This window comes from Amycolatopsis sp. NPDC059021 (genome assembly GCF_042739895.1).
Classification (GTDB): Bacteria; Actinomycetota; Actinomycetes; order Mycobacteriales; family Pseudonocardiaceae; genus Amycolatopsis.
This window is the reverse complement of the sequence record NZ_JBHYIQ010000027.1, coordinates 15,469-30,615: the sequence shown is the minus strand read 5'-3', so window position 1 is coordinate 30,615 and position 15,147 is coordinate 15,469. Positions and strand designations below refer to the sequence as shown.

The 15,147-nt window shown below is 70.1% G+C and carries 15 protein-coding genes, 2 tRNA genes and 1 pseudogene; 11 read left to right on the top strand and 7 right to left on the bottom strand.

Annotated elements, in window-relative coordinates:
• Positions 1 to 21 precede the first annotated feature (21 nt).
• Positions 22 to 1,089 (top strand): alpha/beta hydrolase family protein, encoded by a 1,068-nt coding sequence (locus tag ACFWX1_RS18185; protein WP_378388647.1) that lies wholly within the window; start codon positions 22 to 24, stop codon positions 1,087 to 1,089.
• Positions 1,090 to 1,309: 220 nt separating this feature from the next.
• Positions 1,310 to 1,711: a tyrosine-type recombinase/integrase gene (locus tag ACFWX1_RS18180; RefSeq protein ID WP_378388645.1), complete on the top strand. Its 402-nt coding sequence runs from the start codon at positions 1,310 to 1,312 to the stop codon at positions 1,709 to 1,711.
• Positions 1,712 to 1,726: 15 nt separating this feature from the next.
• Here the strand turns inward: ACFWX1_RS18180 and ACFWX1_RS18175 are convergent.
• Positions 1,727 to 1,799 (bottom strand) — tRNA-Lys (locus ACFWX1_RS18175).
• Positions 1,800 to 1,970: 171 nt separating this feature from the next.
• Between ACFWX1_RS18175 and ACFWX1_RS18170 the strand changes: the two genes are divergently transcribed.
• Positions 1,971 to 3,152 carry an Ig-like domain-containing protein gene (locus ACFWX1_RS18170; protein WP_378388643.1) on the top strand — a complete coding sequence of 394 codons (1,182 nt, stop codon included), beginning with the start codon at positions 1,971 to 1,973 and terminating at the stop codon, positions 3,150 to 3,152.
• Between the two features lie 189 nt (positions 3,153 to 3,341).
• On the opposite strand, the gene ACFWX1_RS18165 is transcribed toward ACFWX1_RS18170, so the two are convergent.
• Together ACFWX1_RS18165 and orn are read right to left on the bottom strand one after the other, a co-directional pair.
• Positions 3,342 to 3,417, bottom strand: a tRNA-His gene (locus ACFWX1_RS18165).
• A gap of 85 nt (positions 3,418 to 3,502) precedes the next feature.
• The gene (orn, locus tag ACFWX1_RS18160; RefSeq protein ID WP_378388641.1) at positions 3,503 to 4,111 is read right to left on the bottom strand and encodes an oligoribonuclease; all 609 of its coding nucleotides are present in this window, start codon (positions 4,109 to 4,111) and stop codon (positions 3,503 to 3,505) included.
• Positions 4,112 to 4,225: 114 nt separating this feature from the next.
• Here orn and ACFWX1_RS18155 point away from each other — a divergent pair, with 114 nt between their 5' ends.
• Together ACFWX1_RS18155 and ACFWX1_RS18150 are read left to right on the top strand one after the other, a co-directional pair.
• The gene (locus ACFWX1_RS18155; RefSeq protein WP_378388639.1) at positions 4,226 to 5,767 is read left to right on the top strand and encodes a helicase HerA-like domain-containing protein; all 1,542 of its coding nucleotides are present in this window, start codon (positions 4,226 to 4,228) and stop codon (positions 5,765 to 5,767) included.
• Between the two features lie 76 nt (positions 5,768 to 5,843).
• A pseudogene (locus tag ACFWX1_RS18150) lies at positions 5,844 to 6,220 on the top strand (DUF3224 domain-containing protein).
• Positions 6,221 to 6,323: 103 nt separating this feature from the next.
• On the opposite strand, the gene ACFWX1_RS18145 reads toward ACFWX1_RS18150, so the two are convergent.
• From ACFWX1_RS18145 to ACFWX1_RS18135, 3 genes are all read right to left on the bottom strand, one after another.
• The gene (locus ACFWX1_RS18145) at positions 6,324 to 7,331 is read right to left on the bottom strand and encodes a S1C family serine protease (protein ID WP_378388637.1); all 1,008 of its coding nucleotides are present in this window, start codon (positions 7,329 to 7,331) and stop codon (positions 6,324 to 6,326) included.
• Between the two features lie 118 nt (positions 7,332 to 7,449).
• Entirely contained in the window at positions 7,450 to 8,769 is a 1,320-nt protein-coding gene (locus ACFWX1_RS18140) for a M20 family metallopeptidase (protein ID WP_378388635.1), read from the bottom strand.
• Between the two features lie 9 nt (positions 8,770 to 8,778).
• Positions 8,779 to 9,573, bottom strand: coding sequence for a class I SAM-dependent methyltransferase (locus ACFWX1_RS18135; RefSeq protein WP_378388633.1), 795 nt, complete (start codon positions 9,571 to 9,573; stop codon positions 8,779 to 8,781).
• Positions 9,574 to 9,761: 188 nt separating this feature from the next.
• Between ACFWX1_RS18135 and ACFWX1_RS18130 the strand changes: the two genes are divergently transcribed.
• The 5 genes from ACFWX1_RS18130 to ACFWX1_RS18110 all read left to right on the top strand — a co-directional run bounded on the left by ACFWX1_RS18130 (position 9,762) and on the right by ACFWX1_RS18110 (position 13,404).
• Positions 9,762 to 10,670: a DNA-3-methyladenine glycosylase family protein gene (locus ACFWX1_RS18130; protein WP_378388631.1), complete on the top strand. Its 909-nt coding sequence runs from the start codon at positions 9,762 to 9,764 to the stop codon at positions 10,668 to 10,670.
• 171 nt (positions 10,671 to 10,841) lie between these two features.
• Entirely contained in the window at positions 10,842 to 11,519 is a 678-nt protein-coding gene (locus tag ACFWX1_RS18125; RefSeq protein ID WP_378388768.1) for a M50 family metallopeptidase, read from the top strand.
• A gap of 57 nt (positions 11,520 to 11,576) precedes the next feature.
• The gene (locus ACFWX1_RS18120) at positions 11,577 to 12,809 is read left to right on the top strand and encodes an aldehyde dehydrogenase family protein (RefSeq protein WP_378388629.1); all 1,233 of its coding nucleotides are present in this window, start codon (positions 11,577 to 11,579) and stop codon (positions 12,807 to 12,809) included.
• Between the two features lie 121 nt (positions 12,810 to 12,930).
• The gene (locus ACFWX1_RS18115) at positions 12,931 to 13,068 is read left to right on the top strand and encodes a hypothetical protein (protein WP_378388627.1); all 138 of its coding nucleotides are present in this window, start codon (positions 12,931 to 12,933) and stop codon (positions 13,066 to 13,068) included.
• 192 nt (positions 13,069 to 13,260) lie between these two features.
• Entirely contained in the window at positions 13,261 to 13,404 is a 144-nt protein-coding gene (locus ACFWX1_RS18110; protein ID WP_378388625.1) for a class III lanthipeptide, read from the top strand.
• A 143-nt stretch (positions 13,405 to 13,547) separates the two neighbouring features.
• Here ACFWX1_RS18110 and ACFWX1_RS18105 read toward each other — a convergent pair whose 3' ends face one another.
• Positions 13,548 to 14,198 carry a hypothetical protein gene (locus ACFWX1_RS18105; RefSeq protein WP_378388623.1) on the bottom strand — a complete coding sequence of 217 codons (651 nt, stop codon included), beginning with the start codon at positions 14,196 to 14,198 and terminating at the stop codon, positions 13,548 to 13,550.
• A gap of 147 nt (positions 14,199 to 14,345) precedes the next feature.
• Between ACFWX1_RS18105 and ACFWX1_RS18100 the strand changes: the two genes are divergently transcribed.
• Positions 14,346 to 15,147: RibD family protein (locus ACFWX1_RS18100; protein ID WP_378388621.1), on the top strand; the 802-nt coding region annotated here is incomplete at its 3' end.

The following is a 15,147-nucleotide window of genomic DNA, read 5'->3' as shown; positions in this document are numbered from 1 at the left end:
GCGGAGGCGCACAAACGGGCGATGCCGGTGCAGCGGCTCGTCGGCAACGGCATGGATTTCGCCGATGTCACCGAGCTCTACCGGCTCGTCGGCACCGGCCGCCCGTGGGACGAGGCGGCCGAGGAACTCGGCGACCGGAACCTGGCCCGCGCGGATGCCGCGCTCGCCGAGGGACACACCGCGACCGCACACGACTGGTATCTGTTCGCCTCGGCCTGTTTCCGGGCCGGGCAGGTCCCGCTCGCCGACACCGAGCCACGCAAACGGGCGCTCTACCGCAAGCTGATCACCGCCTTCGGCGCCGCGGGCGCGTTGACCGAGCCGATCGCCGAGCACCGGGACATCGACACCCCGGCCGGGATCGTGTCCGGCTGGCTGCTGCGCCCGGCCGGGGTGGAGGCGCCACCCACCGTGATGATCATCGGCGGCTTCGACGGATGGCGGGAGGAGTACCACGTCGGCGCCACCTACCTGCTCGACCGCGGGATCGCCGCGTTCCTCGCCGACGGCCCCGGGCAGGGCGAGAGCAGGCTGTTCCACGGCAGCACGATGACCCCGGAGGTGGACAAGGCGTTCGAGACGGTCGCGCGGACCCTGCGGGCGGACGACCGGCTCGGCGACCGGGTGGGGATCTGGGGGAACAGCATGGGCGGGTTCCTCGCCGCGCTGGCGGCGAGCGCGGGCGAGGGTTTCGCGGCCTGCTGCGTCAACGGCGGCACCGTGCGTCCCGCCGAGATCCTGGACCGCTTTCCCCGATTCATCGCGAAGGTGCGGCCACTGCTCGGTATCGACGATCCGGAGCAGGCCCGGTCCACATTGGAGGGTTACCGGCTCGCCCCTGCGCGCCTTGCCCTCCTGCGGATCCCGTTGCTGGTCCTGCACGGCACACCGGACCGGGTGTTCCTGATCGAGAACGCCCGCGCACTGTTCGACGGCGCCGGATCGCCCGACAAGCACTGGGCCGAGTGGCCCGACGGCGATCACTGCGTCTACAACCATTCGCACGCCAAGCACGTGCTGGTCGCGGACTGGTTCGCCGACCGGCTCCACGCCCCGGGCAGTGTTCCGCCACCTCGATCGATGACATGATCGTCCTGCCCGCCAGGGAGCGTGATTCGTACTTCGTCAATCTGGAGGTGACGAATCGGATCGTGCTGTACGGGTGGCAGACCGGGCAGTCGAAACCCAAGACTCCGTCGTCGGAGGGATTGTGGCGCTCGACCCGGACACGGTGCTGGTGCTACGTAGTCACATCGCGTGTCAGGACGCGGCCAGGGAGGAACTCGGGGACGCGTGAGTCGACACGGATTTGTTGTTCACGATGCCGGATGGCAGCCCGCTGCATCCGGCGGACGTGAGTGACGAGTTCGCGAGGTTGATCCGGCTCGCGGGGTTGCCGCCGATCACGTTGCACGGGTTGCGGCACGGTGCCGCGACGATCGCCCTTGCGGCGGGAGTGGATACGAAGGTGGTGCAGCACAGGCTGAGGCATTCGTCGATCACGGTGACCATGGACCTCTACACCAACGTGCTGGAAGAGGTCGCGGCCGACGCGGCGCGGAAGCTTGTGGCGCGCATTCCCGCGGCGGTCGCTGCAGTCCGCCAGCAGTCTCGGGCTCGTCTCGGGCTCGCAGGAGACCACAGTGGACAGTCCACAAGCGGAAGAAAAGCTTCCGGAAAGCACAAAACCCCAGATCATCGTTTCCGATAACCTGGGGAGTGCGGGTGCGCCATCAGGGACTCGAACCCCGAACCCGCTGGTTAAGAGCCAGCTGCTCTGCCAATTGAGCTAATGGCGCTTGTGTGTCTCGCCGCTTCGGTTTCCCTCGGCGACGTGGAAAAGATTAGCACGGCTCCGGAGGGGGGTTTCGCGGGGGGTCCCTTGGGAGGAGTTACCCGATCTTGGCCCCAAGTTGTGCCCGGTCAGGCAGACTGTGGCGGGACATCGGCGGCGAAACGGGCGGGGTGTGATGGTGCGGCGGCGGGTGCTGGGACTGGTTGCGGTGGGGGTGATCGGGTTCACGACGGCGTGCAGTGCGACGCCTTCGGGTGAGCCCGTGGCGTCGAACGTGGCGGCGCCGAGCAGCGCGCCGGTGCTGAAACCCGCCTCGGTGAGCGTCACCCCGGCGGACGGCGCGAACGGCGTCGCGCCGGGGGAGCCGGTCACGGTTTCGGTGACGGACGGCAAGGTCGGCGAGGTCAAGCTGACCGGCGCCGACGGGCGGCAGGTGGCGGGCAAGGCCAAGCCGGACGGCTCGGGCTGGGAGTCGGCCGAGCCGCTGGGGTACGGCAAGAAGTACACGCTCGCGGTGGCGGCGACGGGGACGGACGGGAAGCCGGTCACCTCGCAGCAGTCGTTCACCACGGCGAAGCCGGCGCGGCAGCTCGCGGTGTCGGTGAACGTGCAGGACGGGGACACGGTCGGCGTCGGTATGCCGGTGATCTTCACCTTCACCGGGAACGTGCCGGACCGGGCCGCGGCGGAGCGTGCGATCAAGGTCACGGCCGAGCCCGCGACGGAGGGCGCGTTCCGCTGGTTCGGCGACAAGCAGCTGGTCTGGCGGCCGAAGGAGTACTGGAAGAGCGGGACGAAGGTCTCGGTGAACGCCGCGATCTACGGCAAGGATCTGGGCAAGGGCACCTACGGCCAGGAGGACAAGCAGTTCGGCGTCAAGATCGGTGACAAGGTGGTCGCGGTGGCCGACGGGCAGACGCACCAGATGACGGTCTCGGTGAACGACAAGGAGGTGAAGACGGTCCCGGTCTCGCTGGGCAAGCCGGGGCACACGACGCCGGCCGGCACCTACACGGTGATGAGCGAGCACGTCGGCTTCACCATGGATTCGGGCACCTACGGCGTTCCCGCGGACAGTCCCGGCGGCTACAAGACCTATGTGCAGTACGCGATCCGCATGTCCTACAGCGGCATCTTCTACCACTCGGCCCCGTGGTCCGTCGGCGATCAGGGCAAGCGCAACGTGAGCCACGGCTGCATCAACCTCTCGACCGAGAACACCAAGTGGCTGATGGACCTCTCGAACCCCGGCGACCTCATCACCGTCCAAAACTCCGGCGGCCCCGCCCTAGAACCCACCGACGGCTGGTCCTACTGGCAACTCCCCTGGGACCAATGGAAAACCCCCAGCAACTAACCCCCGGGCCGGTAGGGACCCGCCTCCCTACCGGCCCACCACAAAGGTGAGCGGGCAACGAAACGTCACCACACGGGATGGGGGTCCGGGGGACACCCCCGGCTGGGGGTCTGGGGGTTTGACCCCCAGAAAAAATGGCGAAACCCCAGCCAAGGGAGGGCCAGTAACGGCCCGAACAGGCTGGGGTGATGGGGTGAGCGACGGGTTTCGAACCCGCGACCTCCTGGACCACAACCAGGTGCTCTACCAGCTGAGCTACGCCCACCATCGCCGAGGTTTCTCTTGCGATCAACCGGCGAGAGCAATCGTAGCGTGCCCTCGCGCGGGGTTTTCTCCGGGGGTGGGCGGGGTCAGTGGGGGTGGCGTTCCTGCACTTCGGCGGCCATGGCTTTGGCCTGTTCGGTGCTGGGGCCGGGCTGGGGGACGAAAGCGGCGGCGCGGTAGTAGTCGAGCTCGCCGATGGATTCCTTGATGTCGGCCAGCGCGCGGTGGGCGAGGCCCTTCTCGGGCTTGGCGTAGTAGACGCGGGGGTACCAGCGCCGGACGAGTTCCTTGACCGACGAGACGTCGACCATGCGGTAGTGCAGGTGCGCGTCGAGGGCGGGCATGTCGCGGGAGATGAAGCCGCGGTCGGTGGCGATGGAGTTGCCTGCCAGCGGTGCGGTGCCGGGCTCGGGGACGTGCTCGCGGATGTAGGCGAGGACGCGCTGCTCGGCCTCGGCGAGGCTGACGGTGGAGCGGCGGACTTCCTCGGTGAGCCCGGAGTGCGCGTGCATCTCGCGGACGATCTCGGGCATTCCGTCGAGTTTGTCCTCACCCGCGTGGATGACGATGTCGACGCCTTCGCCGAGGACGTTGAGCTCGGCGTCGGTCACCAGAGCGGCGATTTCGATCAACGCGTCCTTGCCGAGGTCGAGCCCCGTCATCTCGCAGTCGATCCAGACTAGATGGTCGGTCACCGGCAAACCCTAACCCGACACGGGGAGCCGAGCTGGCTCACCTGCGTATCCGGCGCGTTACGCTCTGCGTGACCGGAAGCGGATGTGGTGTCGGACACAGAGTCGGGAGCAGTGGTGGTCGAGCAGGGGTCGGGGCCCGCGAGCGAGATCGCGAAGGGCTATGTCAGTGAGGGCGCCGCGGTCGAGCTGGGCGCGGTGGTCATCGACGGTCAGGCGGAGGCGGCCGCGGCGGTGCGGCTGCCGCTGGCGACGTTGAACCGGCACGGCCTGGTCGCGGGTGCGACGGGGACGGGCAAGACGAAGACGTTGCAGCTGGTCTCGGAGCAGCTTTCGGCGGCCGGGGTGCCGGTGGTGCTGGCGGACGTCAAGGGTGACCTGTCCGGGCTGGCGGCGCCTGGCGAGGCGAACGACAAGCTCACGAAGCGGGCTCGGGAGCTCGGGGACGACTGGGCGCCGACCGGATTCCCGGTGCAGTTCCTCTCACTGGGCACAGGCGGGAAGGGTGCCCCGGTCCGCGCGACGATCACGAGTTTCGGGCCGGTGCTGCTGGCGAAGGTGCTGGGGCTGAACGAAACGCAGGAGTCGACGCTGGGGCTGATCTTCCACTGGGCCGACCAGCGTGGCCTGGCGTTGCTGGACACCAAGGACCTGCGCGCGGTGATCACGCATCTGACGAGCGACGAGGGCAAGGAGGACCTCAAGGGCATCGGCGGGGTGTCGGCCGCGACGGCCGGGGTGATCCTGCGCGCACTGTCCAATCTGGAGGCTCAGGGCGGCGAGGACTTCTTCGGCGAGCCGGAGCTGGACGTGCGCGATCTGATGCGCCAGGCGGACGGCAAGGGCGTCGTGACGCTGCTGGAGCTGGACAACCTCCAGTCGAAACCCGCGTTGTTCTCGACGTTCCTGATGTGGCTGCTGGCGGAGCTGTTCGAGGTGCTGCCGGAGGAGGGCGACCTCGACAAGCCGAAGCTCGTCTTCTTCTTCGACGAGGCACATCTGCTCTTCAACGACGCGTCGAAGGCGTTCCTGGAGCGGATCGAGCAGACGGTGAAGCTGATCCGTTCGAAGGGTGTCGGCGTGTTCTTCTGCACGCAGCTGCCGACGGACATCCCGAACAACGTCCTCTCGCAGCTGGGCGCGCGGATCCAGCACGCGCTGCGGGCGTTCACCCCGGACGACCAGAAGGCGCTTTCCCGGACGGTCAAGACCTACCCCAAGACCGAGTACTACGAGCTGGACAAGGCGCTGACGTCGCTGGGGATCGGCGAAGCGATCGTGACCGTGCTGTCCGAGCTGGGAGCGCCGACGCCCGTGGCGTGGACACGCCTGCGGCCGCCGCGGTCGAAGATGGGCTCGATCGGCGACGAGGCCGTCGCGGCCGCGGTCCAGTCATCGGACCTGCACGGCAAGTACGCGGAGACCATCGACCGCGAGTCGGCCTACGAGATCCTCCAGGCCAGGGTGGCCCCACCTGCTGACGACCAGGCGCCGCAGGACGCGCCGCCGCCCGCTCCCGAACCGGCGCCGAAGAAGGAGGAGCCGGGGTTCATCGAGCAGACGATGAGCAATCCGGCGGTGAAGTCGTTCCTGCGGTCCGCCGCCAACACGCTCGGCCGGGAGATCACGCGCGGGCTGTTCGGGAACCGGCGGCGCTGAAAACCTGACAGAAGATGGCAGGTAAGGGCGGCAAGCTGTGCTGGTCCACTGAGGAACGACAGACGGGATCGACGTCATGACCAGCACCGCCACCGCCTCGTTCGTGCTCGACAGTTGGGAGCCGCAGGCCGAAGACGAGACGGCGGGGACGCAGTTCGCGCGGGTCGCGATCGCCAAGACGTTCACCGGGGACGTCGAGGGCACCAGCACCGTCGAGATGCTCACGGCGGTGAACGAGACCTCGCGGGCGTACGTGGCCTTCGAGCGCTTCGCGGGAGCGGTCGGCGGTCGCAAGGGGACGTTCGTGCTGCGGCACACGGCCGGTGACGAGGGCCTGGACCTGCGGATCCTGCCCGGTTCCGGGACGGGCGAGCTGGCCGGGATCACCGGCACCGCCGCGATCACCCAGGACGCCGAGGTAATCACACGCTCACGCTGACGTACGAAGGCTGAAGGCCCCTCAGAGTCCCGAATCCCTGAGGGGCCTTCAGCGAGTTCCTCGCACCCCGTGAGCGAGGAGGGATGGGCCGCCCCGACCGCGGTCCATCCCGGACGGTCAGCCGACGATCTGGTTCACGATCTTCATGGCGTCGTTGATCGGGATGGCGAAGCCGATCCCGACGCTGCCCGCCGCGCCGCTGGAGGACTCCACCGGGCTGTACATCGCCGAGTTGATGCCGATCACCCGGCCCTGGCTGTCGACCAGCGGCCCGCCGGAGTTGCCCTGGTTGATCGAGGCGTCGGTCTGGATGGCGGTGTAGCTCGGCGAGTCACCGGAACCGCTCGTGTCGCGGGTGTTCCGGCTGAACGGCGACTGCTGTTGCTGCTGCTGGTCCTGCCCGCCGAGGTCGGACAGGTTCCGGTTCAGCGCGCTGATGATGCCGGTGGTGACGGTGCCCTGCAGCCCGCCGGGCGAGCCGATCGCGATCACGGACTGGCCGACCGCGAGCTTGCCCGAATCGCCGATGGCGGCCGGGGTGAACCCGCTGCCGTTCCGGACCTGCAGGACGGCGATGTCCGCCTTGGTGTCCGCGCCGACGACGTCGGCCTGGTACTTCTTGCCGTCCGACGTCGTGATCGTGACGGGCCCGGCCGCGCCGGAGACGACGTGCGCGTTGGTCAGGATCCGGCCGTCGGCGGTGAGGAACACCCCGGAGCCGATCGCGCCGCCCCGCTGCGTGGTGACGTTCACCTGCACGACGCTCGGGGTCACCTTCGCCGCGACGCTGCTGACGTCGCCGGAGCCGGTGGTGTTCGCGACCGTCTGCCCGTTCACCGGCGACGAACTGGACGTCGACGGGGTACTGGAGGCGGCCGAGGAGGAGGTCAGGCCGACGACCGCGGCGCCGCCCGCGCCGCCGAGCAGAGCGGCGGCGAGCGCGGTGGCGCCGACCAGCGCCGCGACCCGGTTGCCCTTCTTGGGCGCCGGGGCCGGCGGCTGCTGGGTGAAGAGCGGGTTCGGCGTGGCCTGCTGGTAACCGTAGTGCGGGTACGGCTGGGGGTGCTGGTGCGGCTGGTGCCCACCGGATGAGGCGGGGCCGGGCCGGCTCTCGTTCTCGGTCATGCTTCGAGAATCGCCCGCTTGCGTGTGAACAGCCTGTGGAAATACCTGCGGCTTTGCTGAGAAGAATCAGCTGAGAAACCTCAGGTGAATCTCAGCAACAGGGAATCCTTTGTGGACCTCAGTCGAAGAACGCGGGGACGTCCAGCGCACCACCGGCTGCCTCGAACTCCTCGTGCACCGCGGCGCGCAGGGCCGCGTCGCCGAGGTAGTCGGCGGCGGTCAGCGCGAGCCCGAGCGCGCCGTCCACCACCGCGGCGTCCCCGGCCGGTGACCCGGCGGCGGCCGCGAACTCCTTGGTGTGCAAGGCCGTCGTCGCCTCCGAAACCGCGATCATCGGATGGATCGCGGGCATCCGGTAGGACAGGTTGCCCAGATCCGTCGACCCGGTGAGCGATTCGGGGACGACGCCCGGCGGCAGCGGTTTCCGCCCGGTGCCGCGCTGATTGACCGACCAGCGTCCGGCCAGCGCGGTGTTGAACCGGATCGGCAGATACGCGGGCTGGGAGTCCCAGAGCAGTTCGACGCCGCAGCCGGTCATCTCCGCCGCGCCGTGCGCGATCGCCGTCATGCGGGCGGCGAGGTCCCGCAGTGTCGCGGGGGTACCCGAGCGCAGGTAGAACAGCACGGCCGCGCGGGCGGGGATCACGTTCGGCCGCGCACCACCGTCGGAGAACACGCCGTGCACGCGGTCGCTGTCCGGCAGTTGCTGGCGCAGCGCCGAAACACCCTGGTAGGCGGCGACGGCGGCGTCGAGCGCGTTGCGGCCCATGAACGGCTGCGCGGAGGCGTGCGCGCCGATCCCGTGGAACACCATCTCCAGCTGACGCCTGCCGAGGAACGGGTGCATCGCGATGTCGTGGCTGAACGGATGCAGCATGATCACCGCGTCGACGTCGTCGAAAACCCCGGCGCGGGCGAGGGTTTCCTTGCCGCCTCCGCCTTCTTCGGCCGGTGTGCCGATCAGGCTGACCCGTCCGCCGAGCCGCTCCGCGACCGCGGCGGCCCCGAGGAACCCGCCCGCTCCCGCGGTGCAGATGACGTTGTGCCCGCACGCGTGGCCGAGTCCCGGAAGCGCGTCGTACTCGGCGAGCACGGCGATGTGCGGACCCTCGCCCGGGGTGCCTGCCCGCAGCGCGGTGTCCAGCCCGCCGACCCCGATCGTCGCTTCGTGACCGTGCTTGGCCAGCAGTTCGGCCAGCGCGCGCACCGAGCGGTGTTCGGCGAAGCCCTCCTCGGGATGGGCGTGCAGATCCTGGCTGAGTGCCACCAGATCGGCGGAAACGGCGTCGATCGCGCTCCGGACGGCCGACCGGCTCGCGTTGTCGGCGCCGGTGTGCGGGGAATCGAGTGGCTGGGCGTTCGCCACCGCGTCCGCGGTGTCTTCGATGAGGGAACGGAGATAGCTGTCGTCGGGCGGGATCGGCGCGGCGTGGCTCATCCGCCGATGCTATGTCTTCGAGGACGTCCGCACAGCGCCGGCACTCGCGAGCTTGCCCGCCACGATCTGCGTGAACCCCGCGTACCGTTCGGCGATCGCGGTGAAGCCCCGTGTACGCAGCGCGGCCGCGATCTCCCCGCGGTCGAACATCCTTTGCCCGCTGAGGATTCCGCCCATGGTTTCGACGGTGCGAGCCGGTTGCCAGCCTCGCCGCGCGCTGGTAAGCAGCACGATCCGGCCGCCGGGCTTGAGCAGTCCGGCGAAGGAGTCCAAGGCCTTTTCGGGCTCGGCGAACATGTGGAGCGCGGCGAAGCAGCAGATGGCGTCCACTGTGGACCCGCGAAGGGGTGGTTCGACGGCGTCGGCGCGTAGGTAGGCGACGGTGTCCTGCCCGCTCTCCGCGACCGCCGTCTCGAGCATCGGGCGTGCGCCGTCGAGACCGATCGCGAGGCCGCCCGGGGCGACCGCGGCGCCGAACGCGCGGGTGAACCGGCCGGTGCCGCAGGCGACGTCGAGCACGGTCTGGCCGGGGCGCAGGGCCAGCAGTTCGGTGGCCAGCCGCACCTCGCCCGCCATGCTCGGGCCGAACGGGCCCTTGAAGACGCAGCCGAGCAGCGGCCGCCAGTACCGCTCGTAGACGCGGGGGAGCAGGGACGTGCGCATCAGCCGCTGCGTGATCCCGGTGGGCGGCCCGGCCTGCGGGGACTCGCCGAGCAGATCGACGAATCCCTGGTCAGTGCTGGGGGCCGCGGTGGTCAGGAGGTCGGCCAGGCGGTCGCGTGTTCCCGGCTGCATCGTCGGCATCGCCTGCTCCTGGGGATCGGGGTTCAGATACCGGGAGTATGTCAGATGAGGAACATGCAGGCCAGCGACGCGTGTGCAGCACTATCGGGTGAACATCTCGGTGATCGGGTGTTCGAGGCCGGAAAGTGTCGGTGCTCCTTCCTAACGTCGTCGGCACAGTGTTCCCGAGCCCACAAGGAGGGCATGAGATGACTGCGACAGCGGCGCCGACCGGCCGGATCACGGTGTGCGGGCCGTTCGATCTGGCGGCTTCGGCCCGGTTCCTGGCCGGTTTCACCCCGGCAGGTCGGCCTGACGCGGCGGGCGAGTCCGGGGTGCTCAGACTGGCGTTCCCGGCCGACGACGGCGGCACGCCGGTCGGTGCGGTGATCCGGCAAAGAGCCCCGGGCACGGTCGAGGTCGAGGCGTGCGGCCCGCCCGCACTCGCCGAGGCGGTGACGGCCCAGGTCCGGCGGATCCTCTCGCTCGACGTCGACGGCACCGGATTCGCCGGGGCAGGCGAGCGTGATCCGGTGGTGGGCACGCTTCAACGGGAGCGGCCGGGGTTGCGCCCCGTGTTGTTCCCGTCGCCGTACGAGGCGGCCTGCTGGGCGGTGCTCAGCCAGCGCGTCCGGAGGAGCCAGGCCGCGCGGATCAAGCAGCGGCTGGCCGAGGAGTACGGGAAGCGGGTGAACGTGGGCGGTGTCGCGCTGACCGCGTTCCCCGAGCCGGAGATGGTGGCCGGGTTGTGCGATTTCCCCGGTATCCCGGAGACCAAGTTCGAGCGGCTGTGCCTGGTGGCCAAGGCGGCCGCGGACGGCGAACTCGACGCGGTCGCGTTGCGGGCACTGCCGGTGGAGGAGGCACTCGAGCGGTTGCGGCTGCTCCCGGGAATCGGCCCGTTCTCCGCCGAGCTGATCCTCATCCGCGGCGCCGGGCATCCCGACGTCTTCCCCGCGAGCGAAGGGCGGTTGGCCGAGGAGATGAGAAAACGGTACGGACGGCCGAATGCCGGGGCCGCGGAGCTGGCCGCGATCGCCGAGGCCTGGCGGCCGTACCGGAGCTGGGTTTCCTTCTTCCTGCGCACCGCGCAGGAGAGGGGAGGCGACATGGCGTAGCGGATCCCTTACCGGATCCGGCATATCGGCGGGCAATGGGGACTTACGCGGGCCAAATCCGGCCTGTGGTGAGGTGTGCGGGTGAGTTCCTCGGTTCTCTCGGCGGTGTCGTTCACCAGTCTTCCGTGGTTGTCCGCGGGGCCGTCCGGGCTCGGCAAGGCCTCCGAGTCGATCGTCTCGGGCGAGCTGTCCACCATCACGCTCGTGGCCGGTGGTCTGGCGCTGCTCACGGTGCTGGTCAACGGGCTGTGGCGGCCCGCGCGCAACGTGGTGACGATCGTGCACGAGGCCGGGCACGCGCTGGCGGCGGTCATGGTCGGGCGGCGGCTGAGGGGGATCAAGCTGCACTCGGACACCTCCGGTGTCACGGTGTCGCGCGGCAAGCCGGAGGGGCCGGGGATGGCCTTCACGGCGATGGCGGGCTACATCGCGCCCTCGGTGCTCGGGCTGTTGTTCGCGACGCTGGCGGGAGCGAAGCTGACGACGCTGGTGCTGATCCTGATCGCGTTGCTCCTGCTCGGCGTGCTGGTCATGACCCGTAACGCCTACGGGGTGTTCGCCGTGGTCGCGAGCGCCGTGGTGCTCGGGCTGATCGCGCTGGTGGCGCCGACGTGGTTGCAGGCCCCGTTCGTGTACCTGCTGACGTGGTTCCTGCTCATCGGCGGGATCCGCCCGGTGATCGAGCTGCAGGCGAAGCGGCGCCGGGGTGCGGCCCGCGACTCCGATGCCGATCAGCTCGCCCGGCTGACCGGGGTCCCGGCGGTGCTGTGGGTGCTGGTGTTCGGCGTGCTCACGGCGAGCTGCCTCATCGCGGGCGGGCTGTGGCTTCTGGAGCCCGTGGCGGCCTGAGCGCGGCCGTGCGGCAGACTGTTCCCCCAGGCTGTGCGCGCGGAAGGAGTCGGGACCATGGACGAGGTGGCCAAGGCCGTCGAGGAGTGCGCCCGGGCGGCCAAGCTGGCCGCGCCGTCCCTCGCTGCGGCGGATGCCGGCGCCGTGGACGCCGCGCTCGTCGGGATGGCCGAGCGGCTGCTGAGCCACCGCGCCGAGGTACTGGAGGCGAACGAGGCCGACGTCACCAAGGCCCGTGCCGAGGGGATGAGCGCCGGGCTGCTGGACCGGCTCACCATCACCCCGGAACGACTGACCGACATGGCCGATCAGCTCCGGTTGCTGGCCGGTGCCCCGCATCAGGAACGGTCGGTCGAGGTGTCCACTTTGGATGGTGGGCTGCGGCTGGTGGAGCGGCGTCGTCCGGTCGGTGTCATCGGTGCCAACTACGAGGCGCGCCCGAACGTGACCGTGGACGTGGCCTCGCAGCTGGTGAAGTCGCGCAACGCCGGCGTACTGCGGACAGGCTCCGCGGCGCTCGGCTCGGCACAGCGCCTGCGGGAGTCCGTGATCGCGCCCGCGCTGGACGCTGCCGGGATCGACGCCGATGTCGTGCAGCTGGTGCCACGGGTCGAGCGCGAGGCGGCCTCGGCGCTGGTGCGCTTGCCCGCGCTCGTGCCGCTGGTGATCCTGCGCGGCAGCGGGGACAGCACCCGCGCGCTGGCGACCGAGGCGGCGGTGCACGGCGTCCGCACGCTGGCCCACGCCGACGGCGGCGGAGTGCTGTACGTCGACGCGGCCGCCGATGTGGCAAAGGTGCGGGAACTGGTCTTCGCGAGCCTCGACCGGCTCGGCGTGTGCAACCGGCTCAACCTGCTGCTGATCCACGAGGGCGTGCACGACGCGGTGTGGCCGTCGATCGCGGAGGCGCTCGGCGAACGCGGCGTCACGCCGTCGCTGGCGCCGCACGAGCACGCGATCGGCTACGAATGGGCGCTGGACTCCGAGCGCGAGGCGACGGTCACCGTGGCGAAGGTCGGCGGGCTCCCCGAGGCCGTCGAGATCGCGAACGAGCGCACCTCCGGTCTCGCCGCCGGCATCGCGACCGAGGACAAGGCCGCCGCCGAGGCGTTCTTCGACGGCTACACCGGCACGGGCGTGTTCTGGAACGCCCCGACCCGGCTGCTCGACGGCTTCAAGCTGCTCGCCGTGCCCGAGACCGGCATCAACCTGGACAAGGTGCCCGGCCCCCGCGGCCCGGTCACCTACACCGACCTGTACGTCCGCCAGTACGCGGTGCTCCCGGCCTGAACCGCCGAACGCGCCCTGGACGATCGACGTGGCCGCCGGTGCCACGCGGGGGGAGCCTGATCTGTTCTCGCGCTCCCGATCTTCCCGAGCGCGGCACGCGTTGTCGTTCCGCTGAGCGGCAGTGTCCACTGTGTACAGCGTCGTCATGTCCTGGATGCGGACGGGCAGCCTCGTCCGCGCGATCGAGCCGAAGCCGCCCGATGGGCTGACGCCCGCTCTGCTGGGTTCGGCGAAGCCACCGGATTACCCGCGTGGGTGACTGGGCCGACCACTCGAAACGGGCTCCCGCGTCCGTCACAGGTTCCCGTTTTCGTTGCTCCCGCTCGGCTGTCAGGGTGGCGTGGATGCTCGATGGAATGGCGTGCCGACAAGGTTGTGGTGTCTCGCCGGTTGGTGTCTTTAACTGTGAAGCGAGGTAGTCCATGGTCGGTTCCACCGGAAGGGCGCAACGATGAAACACGTGCTTGACCTGCAAGAACTTCCCGAAGAAGAGGGGAGTCTCGGTGCCGGCGAGGCCCTGCACCACAGCCACCACAGCTGGGGCTGTACCCACAGTGGCCTGAGCCTCCTTCTGTGTGTGACGGACGACAGCTGAAGCCGCGGCGGCCGGAGTGTTGAACCCGGTCGGTGCGGCGTCGGAGAGTCACCGCTGCGCCGACCGGGGCCGCCGGGGCTGACGGGGAATCGGGGCAGGACACGTCCCGGTCGTCCTGAGCCGCGAAAGCGACTGTGCCCGCTTCAGCTGGGCGCGCAGGTTTTGGGGCTCTGCGGCGCGGGGCCACGGTGCCCGCGGGACACCTCGAAGGTCACCGGGAGCTGGTGGCCCTCCCGGTCGTTCGGCCCCATCGCGCGGAGCAGGACCCGGGTCCAGGCACCGGAAGCCTGCGCCAGCACCACCGATTCGCTCACGTGCACGCCGGAGGTCCGGCAGGTCAGCGCGGGCGTGGTGACGCTGAAGTCGATGACGCCGACGGTGCTGCTGCCGCTCGCCGTGCCGTTGGCGAAGGCGGTGCACGTGCCGGGGTGGTTGTCGACGCCCACGCAGGTGGCGTTTCCGTTGTCCGTGCTCGTGAAGCTCACGCTGTCGATGGCGATGGTGATGCCCTCGGCGGCGGCGGTTCTGCCGTCCAGGACGTTGACCGTCACTGTGCTTACTTCCACCGGGTGAACCGGCGCGACGACGGACTGCCGGGGCACGTCGGAGGGCACGACGAGGGCGAGGAGTACCGGCAGTCCCAAGGCCGCGACGAGCATGGCCGCCCCGGCGTACCGGGGCAGGTGGACGTGGAAGCCGCCGTTGACGACTCCCACCTGGATCAGGCCGCGGACCTTACCCGTGAAGGTGTTCGTGACTCGCGTGGCCGATGCCTGGTCGAACTGCCGCTTCATCGACGACCCCCACGTGGACAACGTCGGGTTGCTGTGAAGCACCAGACAATACTCAGCCGGTTCCGGCCGGACCACGGACCGGCGCGATCGGCGGCGTACCGTGCAGGCTCTCGCCCGGACGGCCGCGCACCAGGGCATACTGGCTGGGTGATCACCCGGCCCCATGTCCTGCTCTCCGCGGCGCAGTCGCTGGACGGCTATCTGGACGACGCGTCCGACGAGCGGCTGGTTCTGTCCACTGAGGACGATTTCGCCGAGGTGGACCGGTTGCGGGCCGAGGCCGACGCGATCCTGGTCGGGGCGGGCACCGTGCGGGCGGACAATCCGCGGCTGCTGGTGCGCTCGCCCGAGCTCCGGCAGGCGAGAGTGGCCGAAGGACGGCCGGAACAGCCGATCAAGGTGACCATGACCGCGACCGGCGACCTCGACCCGGAGTCCCGGTTCTTCACCACCGGGGAGACGCCGAAGCTCGTCTACGTTCCACGCGGGCGAGCGGCCGCGCTCGACGCGGTGGCGACCGTGGTCGAGCTGGCGGAGCCCGGCTTCGGCGCGGTGCTCGACGACCTCGCCACGCGCGGGGTGCGGCGGCTGCTCGTCGAGGGCGGCGGCGCGGTGCACACCCGGTTCCTCGCCGACGGGCTGGCCGACGAACTGCGGCTCGCGATCGCGCCGGTGTTCGTCGGTGATCCGCGGGCACCGCGGTTCACCGGGCCGGGGACGTTCCCGCGGCCGATGACCCTCACGGACGTCCGCTCGCTCGACGGGGTGGCGGTGCTGCGGTACGTCGCCGCCGCCGAACCGTCCTCTGTGGACATCCGGTGGCTGCGGGAGGCCAGCGCGCTCGCGGCGCTGTGCCCCCCGAGCGCGCCGGGCCGGGGCGGCGCGGTGGCGGTGGCTGATACACCACACCGAGCCCCCGCGACAAGGTGCGCTCACGGGGGGAGGGCTA